The organism is Labilithrix sp., assembly GCA_019637155.1.
Taxonomy (GTDB): Bacteria; Myxococcota_A; Polyangia; order Polyangiales; family Polyangiaceae; genus Labilithrix.
On the sequence record JAHBWE010000011.1, the window covers coordinates 135241 to 150684 of the forward strand.

The window sequence follows — 15444 nt, forward strand, 5'->3', positions numbered from 1 at the left end:
CGACATTGTTGTGTACTGCGACGTAAATATTCACGAAAAATAGTTGGGGCAGCAACTATCTGCCGCTCCGAGGAATGGCAATTGCCGGTCGTTGGTGGCATGATTCGGCCCGCGGTGTCGAAGCCACTATCTCTCGTCGCCCTTCTCTTCGTCGCGGCTCTGCTCGGCGGCTGCCGTGAGAAGGCGAGCCAGGCGCACGACGCCCAGCCGGCTGCGAAGCCGGACGGTCCGAAGACCGTGAAGTTCGATCCGAAGTCGCTCGAGCGCCTCGGGATCAAGGTGGAGGTCGCGGGGTCGAACAGCGGGACGCTCGACCTCGAGGTCCCGGGCTCGCTCGAGTACAACCTCGACCACTACGCCGAGGTCGGGACCCTCGTCGACGGGCGCCTTACGGCGATTACGGTGAAGCCGGGCGATCCGGTGAAAAAGGGACAATTGCTCGCGCAGCTCGTCGTCCCCTCGATCGCGAACGCGCAGGCCGAGTACCTCTCCGCGAACGCCGCCGACAAGAGCGCGAAGACGAACCTCGATCGCGAGACCAACCTCCTCGAGAAGGGCCTCACCACCGCGCGCGAGGCGGAGGTCGCGAAGGCGGAGGCCGCGCGCGCGGAGGCCGACCTCGCCGCCGCGAAGGCGAAGCTCGACGCGCTCGGCGTCGGCCGCCCCACCGCCGGCGCGAGCATCTCCGGCGCGGGCGTGCTCACGCTCACGGCCCCGATCGACGGCGTCGTCGTCCGGCGCGACGCCGTGCTCGGCCGCTTCCTCCAGGCGAAGGAGACCGCGTTCGTCATCGCCGATCCGGCCGACCTCCGCGCCGCCCTCAACGTCTACGAGGCCGACCTCCCCTACTTCCACGTCGGCCAGGAGGCGGAGGTCTTCGTCGACGCCCTGCCGGGGAAGTCGTTCAAGGGACAGATCATCCTCGTCGAGCCGCAGATCGGCCGCCAGAGCCGCTCCGCGCGCGCGTACATCAACGTCGACAACAAGGACGGGTTCCTCAAGCCGGGCCTCTTCATCCGCGCGAGCATCAAGCTCCCGGAGGCCGTCGCGCAGGGCCGCCTCCTCATCGCCGCCCCCGCGGTCCAGCCGATCGGCGACGAGAAGGTCGTCTTCGTCGAGCAGAAGGAGCCCGGCAGCTTCGAGGTCCGCAAGGTCCAGGTCGCGCGCACGACGACCCAGGTCGCCGAGATCCGTGAAGGCCTCCAGAAGGGCGAGCGCATCGCGGTCGAGGGCGCCTTCGTCCTCCGCGGCGAAGTGACGAAGCAGTAGCCATGCGCGGCGTAGTCCTATGGGCGGCGAAGAACGCGTTCCTCGCGATCATGATCTGCCTCGGCATCATCGGGGCGGGCGTGTTCGCGGCGAAGGAGCTCGCGATCGACGCCGTGCCCGACCTCACGAACGTGCAGGTCCAGGTCGTCACGCGCGCGTCCGCGCTCTCGGCGACCGAGGTCGAGTCGCAGATCACGCAGCCGATCGAGCGCGGCATGGCCGGCGTGCCGGGGCTGCGCCTCACCCGCAGCGTCAGCAAGCTCGGCATCTCGATCGTCTGGCTCATCTTCGACGACAGCGTCGACGTGTACTTCGCGCGCCAGCTCGTCAACGAGCGGCTCATCCAGATCAAGGAGCAGATCCCGCCCGAGATGGGGAAGCCGGAGCTCGGCCCGATCACGACCGCGCTCGGCGAGATCTACATGTTCGAGCTCCGCGGCGACGGGAGGTCGCCGGAGGAGCTCCGCACGATGGTCGAGTGGCAGATCGGCCCGAAGCTCCGCCAGGTGCAGGGCGTGATCGAGGTCGTCGGCTTCGGCGGCGCGCTCAAGCAGTACCGCGTCACGCTCGACCCCGCCCGCCTCGCCGCGCACGGCGTCTCGATCGAGAACGTGAAGGAGGCGATCGCGCGCGACAACCGCGTCGGCGGCGGCGGGTACGTCGAGTCGTCGGGGGAGCAGATCGTCCTCCGCGGCGACGCGCGCTTCAAGGGCCTCGAGGACATCGCCGCCACCGTCGTCCGCACCGACGAGTCCGGCATCCCGGTCCGCATCGCGCAGCTCGGCGTCGTCGACACCGGACCGGCGCAGCGCCAGGGCGCGATGACGCGCGACGGACGCGGCGAGATCGTCGGCGGCAGCGTCCTCATGCTCAAGGGGGAGAACAGCCGCGAGGTCGTCGCGCGGGTGAAGGAGGCGATCGAGGAGGTCGGCCCCCGCCTCCCGAACGGCGTCAGCATCGAGCCGTACTACGACCGCGCCGAGTTCATCGACCGCGTCCTCCACACCGTCGCGAAGAACCTCTCCGAGGGCGCGATCATCGTCGTCGTCTGCCTCCTCCTCACGCTCGGATCGCTCCGCGCCGGCCTCCTCGTCGCGGGGGCGATCCCGTTCGCGATGCTCGTCGGCTTCATCGGCCTCAACGCGGTCGGCTACACCGGCAACGTGATGAGCCTCGGCGCGATCGACTTCGGCATCGTCGTCGAGGGCGCGGTGCTGATGGTCGAGCACGCGATGTCGCACGGCGCGAACATCGCCGACCGCAACCGGCGGCGGCGCATGATCATGAACTCGATGGCGGGCGTCGCGAAGCCGGCGGTGTTCAGCGTCGTCATCACGATCCTCGTCTTCCTCCCGCTCGTCACGCTGGAGGACATCGAGGGCAAGATGTTCCGCCCCGTCGTCATCTCGCTCTGCTTCATGCTCGCCGGCGCGCTCTTCTACGCGCTCGTGCTCGTCCCCGCGGTCGGGCCCCGCTTCCTCCAGGGCTCCGAAGACGCGAAGGAGCCGTGGCTCATCCGGAAGCTCCGCGTCGTCTACGCGCCCGCGCTCGACTTCGTGCTGAAGCGTCCGGGGGCGGCGATCGCCGGCGCGTTCGTGCTCTGCATCGGGCTCCTCTCGACCGGCGCGACGATGGGCGCCGAGTTCCTCCCGCGCATCTTCGAGGGCGCCTACGCGCTCGACGTCCTCCGCCCGCCGAGCACGAACGTGAAGCAGGCGATCGACCTCTCGAAGATCACGGAGCAGGTGCTGAAGGAGACGCCCGAGGTCGAGACGGTGGTGAGCCGCATCGGCCGCCCCGAGGGCGCGGTCGACTTCGCGGGCCCGGAGTCGAGCGACTGCTTCGTCATCCTCAAGCCGCGGGAGAAATGGCGGAGCGGGATGACGCCGGAGAAGCTCGCGCAGGAGCTCTCCGACAAGCTCGAGCGCACGGTCCCGGCCACGCTCCACGCGTTCAGCCAGCCGATCGAGATGCGCGTCAACGACCTCGTCGCCGGCATCAAGGGCGACGTCGCGATCAAGGTCTACGGCGAGGACCTCGCGCAGATGCAGGAGGTCGCCGATCAGATCCGGAAGGTGGTGGCGTCGACGCCGGGCGCCGCGGACACGAAGATGGAGATCGCGACCGGGCTCCCCTCGCTCCGCGTCCTCGTCAACCGCGACAAGGTCGGGCGCGTGGGCGTGCCGCCGGGCAGCATCCTCGACGCGCTCGCGATGGCGCGCGCGGGTCAGACGGTGGGCGTCGTGCGCGAGGGCGAGCGCGTGTTCGACCTCGTCGTGCGGCTCGGCGGCGATCGCGTCGACGACGAGAGCGACCTCGAGCGCCTCCCGCTCGCGACCCAAGGCGGCAACCTGGTCCCCCTCTCGATGGTCGCCGACGTGAAGCTCGAGGACACGACCGTGATCGTCGGCCGCGAGCAGATGAAGCGCCGCCTCATCGTGCAGACCAACGTGCGCGGGCGCGACATGGTCGGCTTCGTGAAGGAGGCGCAGGCGAAGGTCGCGCAGCTCAACGTCCCGAAGTCGATGGACGTCGTGTGGGGCGGGCAGTTCGAGAACTTCAACCGCGCGAAGTCGCGCCTCTCGCTCCTCGTCCCGATCTCGATCGGCGTCATCGCGCTGATGCTCGTCTTCATGTTCCGGCGCCTCTCGTACACCGTGATCACGCTCCTGAACCTCCCGTTCGCGGTCGGCGGCGGCGTCTTCGCGATGATCCTGCGCGGCCTCCCGTTCAGCATCCCCGCCGGCGTCGGCTTCATCGCGCTCTGCGGCGTCGCGGTCATGACCGGCATCGTCATGACGCAGAGCCTCGTCGACACGCCGCTGGAGGGCGATCCGACGGACCCGAAGAGCGCCGTCGCGCGGGTGCGGCAGGCCTCGCTGAGCGCGTTCCGCGCGCCCTTCAGCACCGCGCTCGTCGCCGCGATCGGCTTCATCCCCGCCGCGATCGCGACCGGCACCGGCTCGGAGGTGCAGCGTCCGCTCGCGACCGTCGTCATCGGCGGCCTCCTCGTCGGGATGGTCGTCTCGCTCCTCGCCCTGCCGGCGATGCTCCTCCTCGTCGCGCGCCGCGACGCTCTGAACCCAGTCCCCGACGAGGACCTCGACGACGGCCTCCGCGACATCAAGAGCATCCCCCCGCCCCACGGAGCCCACGGAGCCCACGCCCACGGCGAGTAACTCGCGCCGGAGCGACGCCGCCCGCAGCCAAACGCGAGAGCGGGGGTGCAGGGGCGAAGCCCCTGCTATGAAAACCCGATGGACTGGAAGCTGTTCGTCTCGACCTTTGGCGCGATCTTCGTGGCCGAGCTCGGGGACAAGACCCAGCTCGCGGCGCTCTCGCTCTCCGCGGGCTCGAAGTCGAAGTGGATCGTGTTCCTCGGCTCCGCCCTCGCGTTGACCGCGAGCTCGGCGATCGCGGTGGCGCTGGGTGAAGGCGTGAGCCGCTTCGTCTCGCCGGTGTGGCTGAAGCGGGCGGCCGGCGTCATCTTCGTCGCGCTCGGCCTGCTCTTCCTGCTCCGTCCCAGCGCCGACTGAGGCCGAAAAGTTGTAGGTGTATCCGGCGGGCTGATACCCGAGGAGCATGAGCCACCACGAGGACGACGAGTCGGTTTCCCGACCGTTCCGGCCGATGCTCCGCAAGGGTCAGGAGCGCTTCGCGAGGGAGACCGCGTCCCGGCCGATCCTCATGTTCGAGGACGTCTTCAAGTCGTACCGGCCCGGCGCCCCCGTCCTCCGCGGGATGAACCTCATCATCGAGCGCGGCGAGTTCGTCTTCATCACCGGGCCGTCGGGGTCCGGCAAGAGCACGCTCCTCCGCATCCTCTACGCGGCGGAGAAGCCCGACGAGGGGCGCATCCTCTTCCTCGGGCGCGACATCGTCCGCCTCCGCGGCGAGTCGGTCCCGTTCCTGCGCCGCAACATCGGCGTCGTCTTCCAGGACTTCAAGCTGGTGCAGTCGTGGAGCGTCTTCGAGAACGTGGCGATCACGCTCGAGGTGCTGGGGCTCCCTTCGCGCCTCATCCGCTCGCGCGTCGGCGAGGCGCTCGAGCGCGTGGGGCTCCACGGTCGCGGCGGCGATCCGGCGGGCGTGCTCTCCGGCGGCGAGCAGCAGCGCGTCGCGATCGCGCGCGCGATCGTCGGCGAGCCCGCGCTCATCCTCGCGGACGAGCCGACCGGCAACCTCGATCCCCAGCTCGCGCTCGACATCCTCGGCCTCTTCGAGGAGATCCACGACGCGGGCACGACCGTGCTCTTCGCGACGCACGATCGCTCGCTCCTCGACGTCCGCGCGCGCCGCCTCATCGTCCTCGACGAAGGCAAGGCGATGGACGTCCCGAACGGCGTCGGCGGCGAAGAAGACCGCTTCGAACACTCGCTGCCTATCTGAAGGACTGAAGGAAAGAAGATGCTCGACGGATCCATCGGTACGACGCGCCGGGCCCGCCGCGGGATGCTCCGCGAGTGGCGGCTCCACGCGCTCAGCGTGTTCTCGCTCGCGGTCGCGTTCGTGTGCCTCGGCGCGGCGCTCCTCGTCCTCACGAACCTCCGCGCGATCGAGGAGCGCTGGGCCCACGCCGGGCGCGCCTCGATCTACCTGAAGGACAACGCCGCGGCGCAGGACGTCGAGCAGCTGAAGGCGGCGCTCGGCGCGGTCCCGATCGTCACGTCGGTCCGCTACGTCTCCGCGTCGCAAGCGCGCGCCGAGTTCGGGCAGAAGGAGGCGGGGCCGAAGGCGGAGCTCGCGGCGCTGCCGGTGGAGGCGTTCCCCGCCTCGCTCGAGATCGAGGTCCGGAGCGACGTCACCGACGACGAGCTCGACTCCGTCGTCGCGAAGCTGCGCCAGCTCCCCGCCGTCGACGACGTCGAGACGTACCAGGCCTGGACCGAGCGGCTCGGCCGCCTCATCCGCGGCGGCGTCGCGGCGGCGGCGCTCCTCGCGGTCGTCGTCTTCGCGTCGGTGCTCGCCGTCGTCGGCTCCACGATCCGCCTCGCGCTCCAGCGCCGGCGCACCGAGGTCGAGGTGCTGAAGCTGGTCGGCGCGACGGATCGCTTCATCAAGGGACCCTTCCTCGTCGAGGGCATGTCGCAGGGCGCGTTCGGCGCGACCGGCGCGATCGCGCTCCTCGCCACGCTCTTCTTCGTCGTCCGCGGCCGCCTCGACGCCGAGCTCGCCGGCCTCGTCGGGATCGAGCCCTCGTTCCTGCCGTGGCAGGTCGTCCTCGGGATGATCGCGATGGGCATGCTCCTCGGCATGTTCGCCGCCCTCCTCGGCCTCCGCCGCCTCGTGACGGTCTGATGAAGCGCACGCTCGGCATCGCCCTCGTCTTCCTGGCGCAGAGCGCGCTCGCGTCCGGCTCGCACGACCTCGTCCCGGTGAACCCGCCGCCCGCCGCGCCCGCGGCGTCGACGCAGTCGACCGCGCTCGCGCTCGCGGCGCTCGACCGGCGCATCGCGGACCTCGACGCGGAGGAGGAGGTGTCGAAGCGTGAGCTCTCCGAGCTCGGGACGCGCATCGCGGAGGCGCACGCGCGCACGCTCCTGCGTGGCCGCGCGTTCTATCGCCTCACCCGCGCCGGGATGCTGCCGGTGGGCGGCGGCTTCGACGCGCTCGTCACGCACGCGCTCCGCGTCGAGCGGGCGCGCCGATCGCTCGCGACGGAGCTCACGGGTGAGAAGAAGCTGCGCGAGCGCGGCGTCTCGCTGTCGCGCGGCCTCGAGCGCATCGCGCGCGATCGCGTCGCGCTCTCGAGCCAGCGCACGGCGATGGACGCGGCGCGGCTCGCGATCGAGGACGAGAACCGCCGGCAGATGGCGTTCGACCGCGCGTTCTCCACCTCGAGCGGCAGCTCGGAGTACGTGGCGGTGTACGGCGCGAACGGCGCGGCGCCGCCGACCGCGATCGGCGGCTTCGCGTCCTCCAAGGGCCGGCTCCTGTTCCCGCTCGCGGGGCGCTCCGAGGTCCGGCCCGCGAAGCGCGAGGGCACCGACGGACCCGGCCTCGAGATCAAGGCGACGATGAACGCCCCGGTGCGCGCGGTCTTCGGCGGGCGCATCGCCTTTGCAGATCGCTACGGTCCGTACGGCCGGCTCGTGATCGTCGATCACGGCGAGCACTACTACACGGTGAGCGGCAACCTCGCCGCGATCGAGGTGAAGGTGGGTGACGAGGTCTCGGCCGGCGAGCGCCTCGGCACGGTGGGCGATGAAGGCAGAGGTCCGATGCTCTACTTCGAGATCCGCCATGCGACGCAGACGATGCCGCCGGCGGTGTGGCTCGGCCTGTAGTCGCGCCTTGTCAGGGAGGCGAGGGCGCGCAACACTCGAGTCATGGCCTCGTCGCTTCTCGCGCGCGCTGCGTTGACCGGAACGGCCGTGCTCTCCTTGTTCGTCGCGACCGCCGCCTGCGATGACCGTCGCGGCTACTACGGTCGCTACGACCGTTGCGACTACACGTATCGCCAGTGCCGAACGGTCTGCGATTACTGGTGTGACTACTGGAGCTGCTACCCGACGTGCTGGGATCAGTGCTGGGACGAGTGCGGGTACAACCCGCGTCCGCCGGCGTCGTCGAGCACGTCCACGTCGGGCGCGCCGAGCCCGGGCATCGACGCGGGCGTGGTGAACCCCGATCCTGACCCCGAGCCCGAGCCGGGCACCGGCGTCCTCTGCACGCCGTGCGACGCGAACTCCGACTGCGAATCGGGTGCAGTATGCATCCTTCGCGGCGGCCCCCCGCGCGACACGAGCGCCGACGACTCCGGCGCCCCGATCGGCCGCGGCTTCTGCGGCCACGCCTGCACGACGTCCGCCGACTGCCCCGACGGCTTCCTCTGCTCCCAGCTCGGCTCGAGCAGGCAGTGCCTCCCCAAGGCAGGCAGCTGCGACTGAGCGCGGTGACTACGCGCTCGCGGTCGCGGTGGGCGCTGCTCCGCGGACGCGGGTGATGACGGCGAAGACCTCCTCCTCCGTCATGATGTGGTCTTGCGCCTTCGCGGCCTTGAGGATCTCGGCGACGAGCGTCTCGTCGCTCGGGATCTTTCGCTGCGCGAGCCAGTAGCTCACGTTGGAGGCGCCGCTCATGAAGCCGATGCAGATCTCCTGCGTGCGGCCGATCATGCCCGCGGGGACGCCGCTGTAGATGCGGTCCGCGAGCCAGGTGTCGCCCTTCGCGATCGACTTGATGATCGCGGAGGCGTGGACGCCGGTGGCGGTGCGGAACGCGTCGCGGCCCATCAGCGGGTAGTTGATCGGGACGTCCCACTTCACCGCCTTCGCGATCGTGGTGCAGTAGTCGCCGAGCTTCGTGAGGTCGTGATCGAGCTGGCCGAGCAGCTTCAAGTTGAGGAGGAGGAGCTCCATCTGCGCGTTGCCGACGCGCTCGCCGATGCCGAGGCCGGTCGCGTGGACGCGGTCGGCGCCGTGCTCGAACGCGTAGATCGCGTTGTCGAGCGCGAGACCGCGGTCGTTGTGGCCGTGCCAGTCGATGCCGATCTCCGCGCCGGTGCCGGCGATGACGTTCTTCGTGAACTGAATGAGGTTCTTCACGCCGTCGGGCGTGGCGTGGCCGACCGTGTCGGAGAGGCAGAGGCGCTTGGCGCCGTGATCGATCGCGGTGCGGAAGAGCGTGGTGAGCACCTCGGGGCGCGAGCGGGTCGTGTCCTCCGTGACGTACGCGACGGGGAGGCCGTCCTTCACCGCGACGTCGATCGCGTCGGCGCTGCGCTTCGCGATCAGGTCCACGTCCCAGTCCTCGGCGTACTGGCGGATCGGCGAGCTGCCGATGAACGCGTACACCTCGACCGGGATCCCCGCGCGCTGCGAGACCTCGATCATCGGCGTGATGTCGGAGACCACCGTGCGTCCCGCGCACGCGATCTTGATGTTCATCTTGCAGTCGACGACCTCCTTGCAGATGCGGAGGACGTCGTCGAACGCGCGCTTGCTCGAGCCCGGGAGGCCGACGTCGGCGCAGTGGATCCCGAGGTCCTCCATCAGGTGGAGGATCTTGAGCTTGTGCTCGATGCCCGGGTCGACGACGGACGGGTTCTGGAGGCCGTCGCGGAGGGTCTCGTCGAAGAAGGAGAAATTCGCGGGCAGAATGCGCCCTTTGCGATTCAGCTCGTTCCAATCGAAGACGAGGGCGGAGGCGCGATCGCCAACGCTGGCAGAGTCCGACATGGGTTAGAGTATGCCATGGAACTTGCCGGGCTCGATGCCGCGAGACTGTCGGTCGTTCAACACGGGACGCGAACGAGCTTCCGCCGTCGCGTCATGGACGCCATGCGTCAGCTCGTTCCCGCGCCGGGGGCGTTCATCTGCTTCGGGACCGAAGACGCGCGCGCGTGCGCGGATTCTTCGTGCGTCGTCGACGGGGTGTTGCGGCCCGTCGCGCTCGATCCGAGCGTCCGCCTGACTCAGGCGTTCGGGTTCGAGACGAAGAGCGTGGTCGAGACGACGCGGCGCGTCTACCTCGCGACGGAGCTCTACCCCGACTCCGAGCGCGTGAAGCTCCCGTGGTTCTCCGCGCACGCGTCGCACGGCTTCAAGCACGCGCTCCTCTTCTTCCTCCACGAGGGCGGCGTCCTCTTCGGGCTCGCCGGCCTCGAGCGGCGCGAGGGCGAGGGCGAGTTCACGCAAGCCGACGTCGAGAAGCTCGAGGCGCTCGGTCCGTTCGTCGCCGCGGGCGCGCGCGCGCAGATCGCGTACGACGAGCTCTCGCGCGAGGCGGTCGCGCTGCGCGCGTTCAGCAAGGTCGCGGGCTCGCTCTTCGTCGTCGATCGCGAGAAGCGGAAGGTCATCTGGGCCGCGAACCGCGACCGCGGCATCGAGTGGGACGCCGACGTGCAGCCGATCGAGGACCACATCGTCGACGCGGCGGAGCAGTCGCTCCAGGCGCGCGCGAAGCAGGAGGCGCTCCCAACGCCGCCGCGCCTGCCCGCCGGCGCGGTCGTCGCGGTCGCGAAGGTCGAGGGCGATCCCGTCTTCAACAACGCGAAGTGCGCCATCCTCCGCGTCGAGCCGCAGGACAAGGCGGCGCCGATCGAGGGCCTCTCGAAGCGTGAGCGCGAGATCGCCCGCCTCCTCGTCGCCGGTTACAGCGGCGTGAACGTCGCCGCCATCTCGGGCCTCTCCGAGAACACGGTCCGCACCTACGTCCGCCGCCTCTACCAGAAGCTCGGCGTCTCGAACCGCGCGGATCTCGTGCGAAAGCTGATGTCGCCGGCCGAGTCCAAGGCCTCCGGCTCGCCGTCGTCGGTCATCTCCCCGCCGCCCGACTCCTCCCTCGTCGACGGCGACGACACGCTGGATTAGCGCACCTCGTCCCACTTATCTCGAGGGTCGGAGACCACTCTTCGAACGCGGCCGTACACTGGAGTCATGCCGCTGACTTCGCGCGTGCGTCATCGTCTTCAGCTCGGCGCTGCCATCTTCGTCTCCGTCGGTTCGGTCGCGCTCGTCGCGCGCATCGCCAAGCCGCGCGTGCGTCCGCCCGCGCCGGCGCCGCTCGTCACGTACGTGCCGCAGACGCCGCTACCGCCGAAGCCTACGCCGCCGCCGATCGCGATCGGCGTGAGCCCCGCGCCGTCGCTCAGCGTCGCGTTCGACAGCGCGCTCCGCGACGGCGACACGAAGGCGCTCGACCGCCTCTACACGAAGAGCGAGCCGCTCGGGCTCGCGCTGAAGGCGGCCGCCGGTTACGGCAAGCGCGCGAGCGTCGAGTGGGTCCTCGAGCACGGCGCCGACGTGCACGTCTCCGAGGGCGACGTCGACGCGCCGCTCCTCGCCGCCGACGAGCACGCCGACGTCGTCGCGCTGCTCCTCGAGCGCGGAGCGGAGGAGCCGGATCTCTCCGTCGCCGCGATCGCCGGCGCGCCGAACGCGGTCACGCGCATCCTCGCCGCGAAGAAGACGGCCAACCCCGGCGACGGGACGACGCCGCTCTTCGACGCGGTCACCTCCACCCTCGCGACGAGCGAGAACCGTCGCGTCATCGTCGAGAAGCTGCTCGCCGCGGGCGCGGACCCGAACGCGGGCGAGGGCGGGAGCGGGAAGACGCCGCTCGCCGCCGCGGTCGAGCTCTGCACCGGCGAGGACGACGGCGCGGCCGGTCTCGCGCTCGTGCAGATGCTCGTCGCCAAGCGCGCGACGGTGACGGGCGAGGCGCTCTGGGCGGCGTTCGAGCTCGACGAGGGCCCCGCGAAGGGCAAGGCCTTCGACGCGCTCCTCGCGGGCAAGCTCGAGCCGGGCGCGACCGCGGTCGCGCTCTCGCACGCGACGGGCGATCAGGTCCCCTTCGTGAAGAAGGTCGCTTCGCGCGGCGTCGTGTGGAACTGGCAGGACGGCGAGTCCGGCACCACCGCGCCGCTCGTCGACGCGGTCGAGCGCTTCGACGTCCCGCTCGTCAAGGCGCTGCTCGAGTCCGGCGCGCCGGCCGATCTCCATCTCAAGGACGGTCGCTCCGCGCTCGGGTCCGCGATCGACGGCTACGCGTCGAGCTCCGCCGAGGCGGAGCGCATCGTCGAGCTCCTCCTCGCGCGCGGCGCGAACGTGAACCGGCGCCTGCCGGACGGACGGCCGCCGCTCTTCGCCGCGGCGGAGGCCGGCAACACGCGGATGTTGAAGGCGCTCCTCGACGCGGGGGCGAACGTGAACGAGCGCGTCCTCGACGAGACCGCGCTCGACGCGGCGGAGCGGAGCGCGAACATCCAGGCCGCGCGCATCCTCGACGGCCGCGGCGGACGCCGCGCGCCACCGCGCCCCGACGCCGAATGACGCTCCGCCTCGTCCCGACCACGCTCGATCACGTCCCGCACGTCATGACGTGGGTCAACGATCGCGAGGTCATGCAGTACTTCGCGCTGCGCCAGGAGCACATCTCCGAGGACGAGGAGCGCGCCTTCCTGACGAAGCTCCTCGCGGCGCGGAACGGCCGCGTCTTCCTCGTCGTTCGGAGGTCGATGCAGGGCGGCGGGCGCGGGGCGGCGATGCTCACCGCGTTGATCGAGCGCGCGTTCGGCGAGCTCGACCTCCACAAGCTCTGGCTCATCGTGCGGAAGGACAACCGCCGCGCGCAGGCGATGTACCTCCGCGCCGGCTTCGAGCTCGAGGGTGTCCTCAAGGACGAGTACTGCGTGAACGGGCGCTACTTCGACATGGTGCGCATGGGCGTCGTGCGTGACTCGTCGCCGAGCTGCTCGAGCGCGTCCGCGAGCTGATCGTCGTCCGCGGCGTCGGCGACGTGCTCGAGCGCGACGCGCAGGTGCGGCGCCGCGCACGCGTCGGCCGCGACGCGGAGCCGAGCGCGCGCGCCTTCGTCGAGCTCGTGCCGCAGCGCGAGGGCGGCGCCGGCGCGCTCGGTCGCGGACGCGGTCGTGTCCTCCACCACGCGCCAGAGCTGCTCGGCGGGGAGCGCGTTCGTGCGGAAGCTCGCGACGCTGTCCTTGACCGTCGCCGCTTCGCGGAGCCAGTCGCGCACGTCGCGTCCGTTGCGCGCGAGCGTGCTCGTGTCGGCGCCCGGCTCCGCGCGCTGGGCCGCGAGGCGCTCCTCGATCCGCGCGACGAGCGCGTGCGCGTCGCGCTCGCGGTCGGACAGCGTTCCGAGCTTGCCGCCGCCCTGGTGATGGAACGCGATCGCCGTCCCGTCCTTCAGCGTGAGCTCGACGTCCGTGCCGGTCGTCTTCGCGGAGGCGACGCTGGAGTACGGATGGAACGTGACGCGGCGGTTGCGGCGCAGGCGCACGCCGTCGGCGCCGACCGAGACGTGGACCTTCGGCGTGAACCGATGGTAGATCGCGGCGATCACCGCGCAGCAGACGGCCATCACGCCGTAGAACTCGAGGAGGCGCGAGAGCGGCATGTTCGGCCCCAGCGGGAACAGCAAGTACCCGGCGACGGCCATGATCGCGATCCACGTCGCGTACGCGCCGCCGAAGATGGCGACGAACCGCCGGAGCGAGCCGTGCGTCATCTCGTATTCGGAGCGCGAGCGCGCGGGATCGAGCCGGAGCGCGGTGAGGAGCGCGGCGCCCTCCTCCTCCGTCGCGATCGCGACGTCGACGGCGCGGACGAGCGCGTCGCGACGTGCGACGTGGAGGACGAGCGCGCCGTCGCGATCGCGGCGGACATGCGCGTGGCGGATGTGAGCGCGGGGAACGAGGAGGCGGCCGTCGAGGAAGAGCCCTTCGTCCGTCGCCTCCACTCGTCCATGCCTGGTCCGGCGCCAGCGTCGCCACGCGTAGATCCCACCCGCGAGGAGGAACGGGTAGAGGACGGGGAGCAGCCAGGTGCCCGGCGTCTTGCTCGCGATGCCGTACGCGGTGGCGGGCAGGCCGGCGAGCGAGAAGACGGCGGTGACGACCAGCACCCACGTGCGCCGCACGTGGACGGTCGTCGAGCGTTCGCTCATCGGGCGCGGTCCTCCGGCGTGTCCCAGTCGTCGAGCTCGCGCGCGGGCAGGTCGAGCGCGGTGGCGGGGACCGCGTCGAAGAGGGGCTGCAGCGCGAGGCGGCCGGCGGCGGCGTGCGCCTCCGCGATCGGCGCGACGACGCGCGGATCGTGGCGCGAGAAGAAGGGCTCCCACCGTCCCTCGCGTCGCGGCGCGACGAGCGGCGCCGCCGGCGCGTGCGCGAGGAGCAGCCCGAGCGACGCGACGAACGGCATGTCGCACGCGACGACGACGACGCGCCGGTCGCCCGCATGTGTGTAGAGTGCACGAAGTCCGCCGAGCGGGCCTTCGCCCGCGTCGGCGAGCATCGGGAGATCGAGATGTTCGTAGGATGCATGCGCGCCGACGAGGACCGGCTCGACGTCGTGCGCGCGGAGGAGCGCGACGGTGCGCGCGACGATCGAGGGGGAGCCGTCGGGCGCGGGGAGGAGGCCCTTCGCGACGCCGCCGAAGCGCGTCGCGGCGCCGCCTACGAAGATGCCGCCGAGCGCTCGCGCCACGCACGGTACGATAGCGCGGTGGCGGCGAAGACGATCACCGTAGAGCGCGTCCGCTCCGGCGCGCGCGCGGCGGAGGAGGACCGCGTCGTCGTCGAGGAGCCGCTCGAGATCCGCGTCGACGACGACACCCTCGCGATCACGATGCGGACACCGGGGCACGATCGCGAGCTCGTGCTGGGCTTCTTGCTCGGGGAAGGGATCATCCGCGCGAAGGGCGACGTGGCGAGCCTCGCGAACTGCGGGCGCCCGGGCGATCCCGGCTACGCGAACACGATCGCGGTCGTGCTCGGTCCGACCGCGCGGCCGCCGGAGAGCGAGCGGGTCCGGCGCGGGACGATGACGACGAGCGCGTGCGGCGTCTGCGGGCGGAGGACGCTCGACGATCTGTTCGCGCGGATCCAGCCGCGTCGCTCGGAGGCGCGCTTCTCCGCCGAAGCGATCGCCGCCGCGGTCGCCGCGCTCCGCGAACGCCAGCCGCTGTTCGACGCGACCGGCGGCTGCCACGCCGCCGCGCTCACGGACGCCGCCGCGCTCGAGGAGGCCGGACCGCGCGCGGTGGTCGCCGCGCTCGAGGACGTTGGGCGTCACAACGCGGTCGACAAGGTGGTCGGGAGCCGTGTCCTCGCGGGTGATCTCGGCGTGGCGGGGCGGCTCCTCGTCGTGAGCGGTCGCGCGAGCTTCGAGATCGTGCAGAAGGCGCTCGCGGCCGGCGTCGACGCGGTCGCGTCGGTGTCGGCGCCGTCGTCGCTCGCGGTCGATCTCGCGCGCGAGGGCGGCCTCGTCCTCGCCGGCTTCGTGCGCGGCTCGGACCTCGTCGTCTACTCCGGCGCCGAGCGCGTCGACTGAGCGCGTCCGCTCACTTCGCGTCGGGGTGCGGGAAGTGCTCGGCCGGGTCTTCGTCCTCGCGCGGGCGGAGGCACGCGAAGTCCTTCTCGACGAGGATGCTCGACGGGCCCACCGCGCCGCGGACGCCGACGCTCTCGGACGTGCACCACGCCTCGGCCTCGCCGCGCTCCAACGTGACGACGATCCCCCGTGCGTCGAACGACGCCGTCGTCGCCGCCCCGACCTCGAGGGTGTAGCGAAAGACCGCGCCGTCGGGGAACGACGTCGCGTCCTCGACGCGGCCGCGCTCGCGCAGCGCGTCGACCTCGGGCCGCGTGAGACGGAGGCGGAGCGAGTCCCCGCGAATGCGCAACTTCATCGGGCCTCACGTTAGCATTGGGAT

General features: G+C 71.2%; 15 protein-coding genes. 11 read left to right on the forward strand and 4 right to left on the reverse strand.

Annotation, left to right across the window (positions count from 1 at the left end; genetic code table 11):
- Positions 1–99: 99 nt before the first annotated feature.
- The 7 genes from KF837_23895 (at position 100) to KF837_23925 (ending at position 8159) form a co-directional block, all read left to right on the forward strand.
- Positions 100–1269 carry an efflux RND transporter periplasmic adaptor subunit gene (locus tag KF837_23895; protein ID MBX3230386.1) on the forward strand — a complete coding sequence of 390 codons (1170 nt, stop codon included), beginning with the start codon at positions 100–102 and terminating at the stop codon, positions 1267–1269.
- A gap of 2 nt (positions 1270–1271) precedes the next feature.
- Entirely contained in the window at positions 1272–4448 is a 3177-nt protein-coding gene (locus tag KF837_23900; GenBank protein ID MBX3230387.1) for an efflux RND transporter permease subunit, read from the forward strand.
- A 78-nt stretch (positions 4449–4526) separates the two neighbouring features.
- On the forward strand, positions 4527–4805 hold the full coding sequence (locus KF837_23905; GenBank protein MBX3230388.1) for a TMEM165/GDT1 family protein: 279 nt from the start codon (positions 4527–4529) through the stop codon (positions 4803–4805).
- Between the two features lie 151 nt (positions 4806–4956).
- Entirely contained in the window at positions 4957–5658 is a 702-nt protein-coding gene (gene ftsE / locus KF837_23910) for a cell division ATP-binding protein FtsE (GenBank protein MBX3230389.1), read from the forward strand.
- A gap of 33 nt (positions 5659–5691) precedes the next feature.
- On the forward strand, positions 5692–6567 hold the full coding sequence (locus KF837_23915; GenBank protein ID MBX3230390.1) for a permease-like cell division protein FtsX: 876 nt from the start codon (positions 5692–5694) through the stop codon (positions 6565–6567).
- Positions 6567–7556, forward strand: a complete 990-nt coding sequence (locus KF837_23920) for a peptidoglycan DD-metalloendopeptidase family protein (protein MBX3230391.1) — start codon at positions 6567–6569, stop codon at positions 7554–7556. Before KF837_23915 ends, KF837_23920 begins: the two co-directional genes overlap by 1 nt.
- Positions 7557–7598: 42 nt before the next feature.
- Positions 7599–8159: a hypothetical protein gene (locus KF837_23925; protein ID MBX3230392.1), complete on the forward strand. Its 561-nt coding sequence runs from the start codon at positions 7599–7601 to the stop codon at positions 8157–8159.
- Positions 8160–8168: 9 nt separating this feature from the next.
- Here the strand turns inward: KF837_23925 and KF837_23930 are convergent, their stop codons facing one another.
- Entirely contained in the window at positions 8169–9449 is a 1281-nt protein-coding gene (locus tag KF837_23930; protein MBX3230393.1) for a 2-isopropylmalate synthase, read from the reverse strand.
- Between the two features lie 102 nt (positions 9450–9551).
- Between KF837_23930 and KF837_23935 the strand changes: the two genes are divergently transcribed.
- The 3 genes from KF837_23935 to KF837_23945 all read left to right on the forward strand — a co-directional run bounded on the left by KF837_23935 (position 9552) and on the right by KF837_23945 (position 12487).
- Positions 9552–10583: a helix-turn-helix transcriptional regulator gene (locus KF837_23935; GenBank protein MBX3230394.1), complete on the forward strand. Its 1032-nt coding sequence runs from the start codon at positions 9552–9554 to the stop codon at positions 10581–10583.
- 66 nt (positions 10584–10649) lie between these two features.
- Complete coding sequence (locus tag KF837_23940) at positions 10650–12044, forward strand: ankyrin repeat domain-containing protein (GenBank protein MBX3230395.1); 1395 nt, start codon at positions 10650–10652, stop codon at positions 12042–12044.
- Positions 12041–12487 carry a GNAT family N-acetyltransferase gene (locus tag KF837_23945; GenBank protein MBX3230396.1) on the forward strand — a complete coding sequence of 149 codons (447 nt, stop codon included), beginning with the start codon at positions 12041–12043 and terminating at the stop codon, positions 12485–12487. The genes KF837_23940 and KF837_23945 overlap by 4 nt, the downstream gene beginning before the upstream one ends.
- Here the strand turns inward: KF837_23945 and KF837_23950 are convergent.
- Positions 12415–13677: a hypothetical protein gene (locus KF837_23950; GenBank protein ID MBX3230397.1), complete on the reverse strand. Its 1263-nt coding sequence runs from the start codon at positions 13675–13677 to the stop codon at positions 12415–12417. The genes KF837_23945 and KF837_23950 overlap by 73 nt on opposite strands.
- Positions 13674–14024, reverse strand: a complete 351-nt coding sequence (locus KF837_23955; protein ID MBX3230398.1) for an NTP transferase domain-containing protein — start codon at positions 14022–14024, stop codon at positions 13674–13676. The genes KF837_23950 and KF837_23955 overlap by 4 nt, the downstream gene beginning before the upstream one ends.
- 27 nt (positions 14025–14051) lie before the next feature.
- Here KF837_23955 and fdhD point away from each other — a divergent pair, with 27 nt between their 5' ends.
- Positions 14052–15062 (forward strand): formate dehydrogenase accessory sulfurtransferase FdhD, encoded by a 1011-nt coding sequence (gene fdhD / locus KF837_23960; GenBank protein ID MBX3230399.1) that lies wholly within the window; start codon positions 14052–14054, stop codon positions 15060–15062.
- 10 nt (positions 15063–15072) lie between these two features.
- Here fdhD and KF837_23965 read toward each other — a convergent pair whose 3' ends face one another.
- Positions 15073–15420, reverse strand: a complete 348-nt coding sequence (locus KF837_23965; GenBank protein MBX3230400.1) for a hypothetical protein — start codon at positions 15418–15420, stop codon at positions 15073–15075.
- Positions 15421–15444 lie beyond the last annotated feature (24 nt).

What these genes read in the sequence shown, in the direction of transcription:
- KF837_23965 (MBX3230400.1), bottom strand. Translation starts at nt 15,420, where the DNA reads ATGAAGTTGCGCATTCGCGGGGACTCGCTCCGCCTCCGTCTCACGCGG.
- fdhD (MBX3230399.1), top strand. Translation starts at nt 14,052, where the DNA reads ATGCGCGCCGACGAGGACCGGCTCGACGTCGTGCGCGCGGAGGAGCGC.
- KF837_23905 (MBX3230388.1), top strand. Translation starts at nt 4,527, where the DNA reads ATGGACTGGAAGCTGTTCGTCTCGACCTTTGGCGCGATCTTCGTGGCC.
- ftsE (MBX3230389.1), top strand. Translation starts at nt 4,957, where the DNA reads ATGTTCGAGGACGTCTTCAAGTCGTACCGGCCCGGCGCCCCCGTCCTC.
- KF837_23950 (MBX3230397.1), bottom strand. Translation starts at nt 13,677, where the DNA reads ATGAGCGAACGCTCGACGACCGTCCACGTGCGGCGCACGTGGGTGCTG.
- KF837_23940 (MBX3230395.1), top strand. Translation starts at nt 10,650, where the DNA reads ATGCCGCTGACTTCGCGCGTGCGTCATCGTCTTCAGCTCGGCGCTGCC.
- KF837_23895 (MBX3230386.1), top strand. Translation starts at nt 100, where the DNA reads ATGATTCGGCCCGCGGTGTCGAAGCCACTATCTCTCGTCGCCCTTCTC.
- KF837_23935 (MBX3230394.1), top strand. Translation starts at nt 9,552, where the DNA reads ATGCGTCAGCTCGTTCCCGCGCCGGGGGCGTTCATCTGCTTCGGGACC.
- KF837_23925 (MBX3230392.1), top strand. Translation starts at nt 7,599, where the DNA reads ATGGCCTCGTCGCTTCTCGCGCGCGCTGCGTTGACCGGAACGGCCGTG.
- KF837_23900 (MBX3230387.1), top strand. Translation starts at nt 1,272, where the DNA reads ATGCGCGGCGTAGTCCTATGGGCGGCGAAGAACGCGTTCCTCGCGATC.
- KF837_23945 (MBX3230396.1), top strand. Translation starts at nt 12,041, where the DNA reads ATGACGCTCCGCCTCGTCCCGACCACGCTCGATCACGTCCCGCACGTC.
- KF837_23955 (MBX3230398.1), bottom strand. Translation starts at nt 14,024, where the DNA reads ATGCTCGCCGACGCGGGCGAAGGCCCGCTCGGCGGACTTCGTGCACTC.
- KF837_23920 (MBX3230391.1), top strand. Translation starts at nt 6,567, where the DNA reads ATGAAGCGCACGCTCGGCATCGCCCTCGTCTTCCTGGCGCAGAGCGCG.
- KF837_23930 (MBX3230393.1), bottom strand. Translation starts at nt 9,449, where the DNA reads ATGTCGGACTCTGCCAGCGTTGGCGATCGCGCCTCCGCCCTCGTCTTC.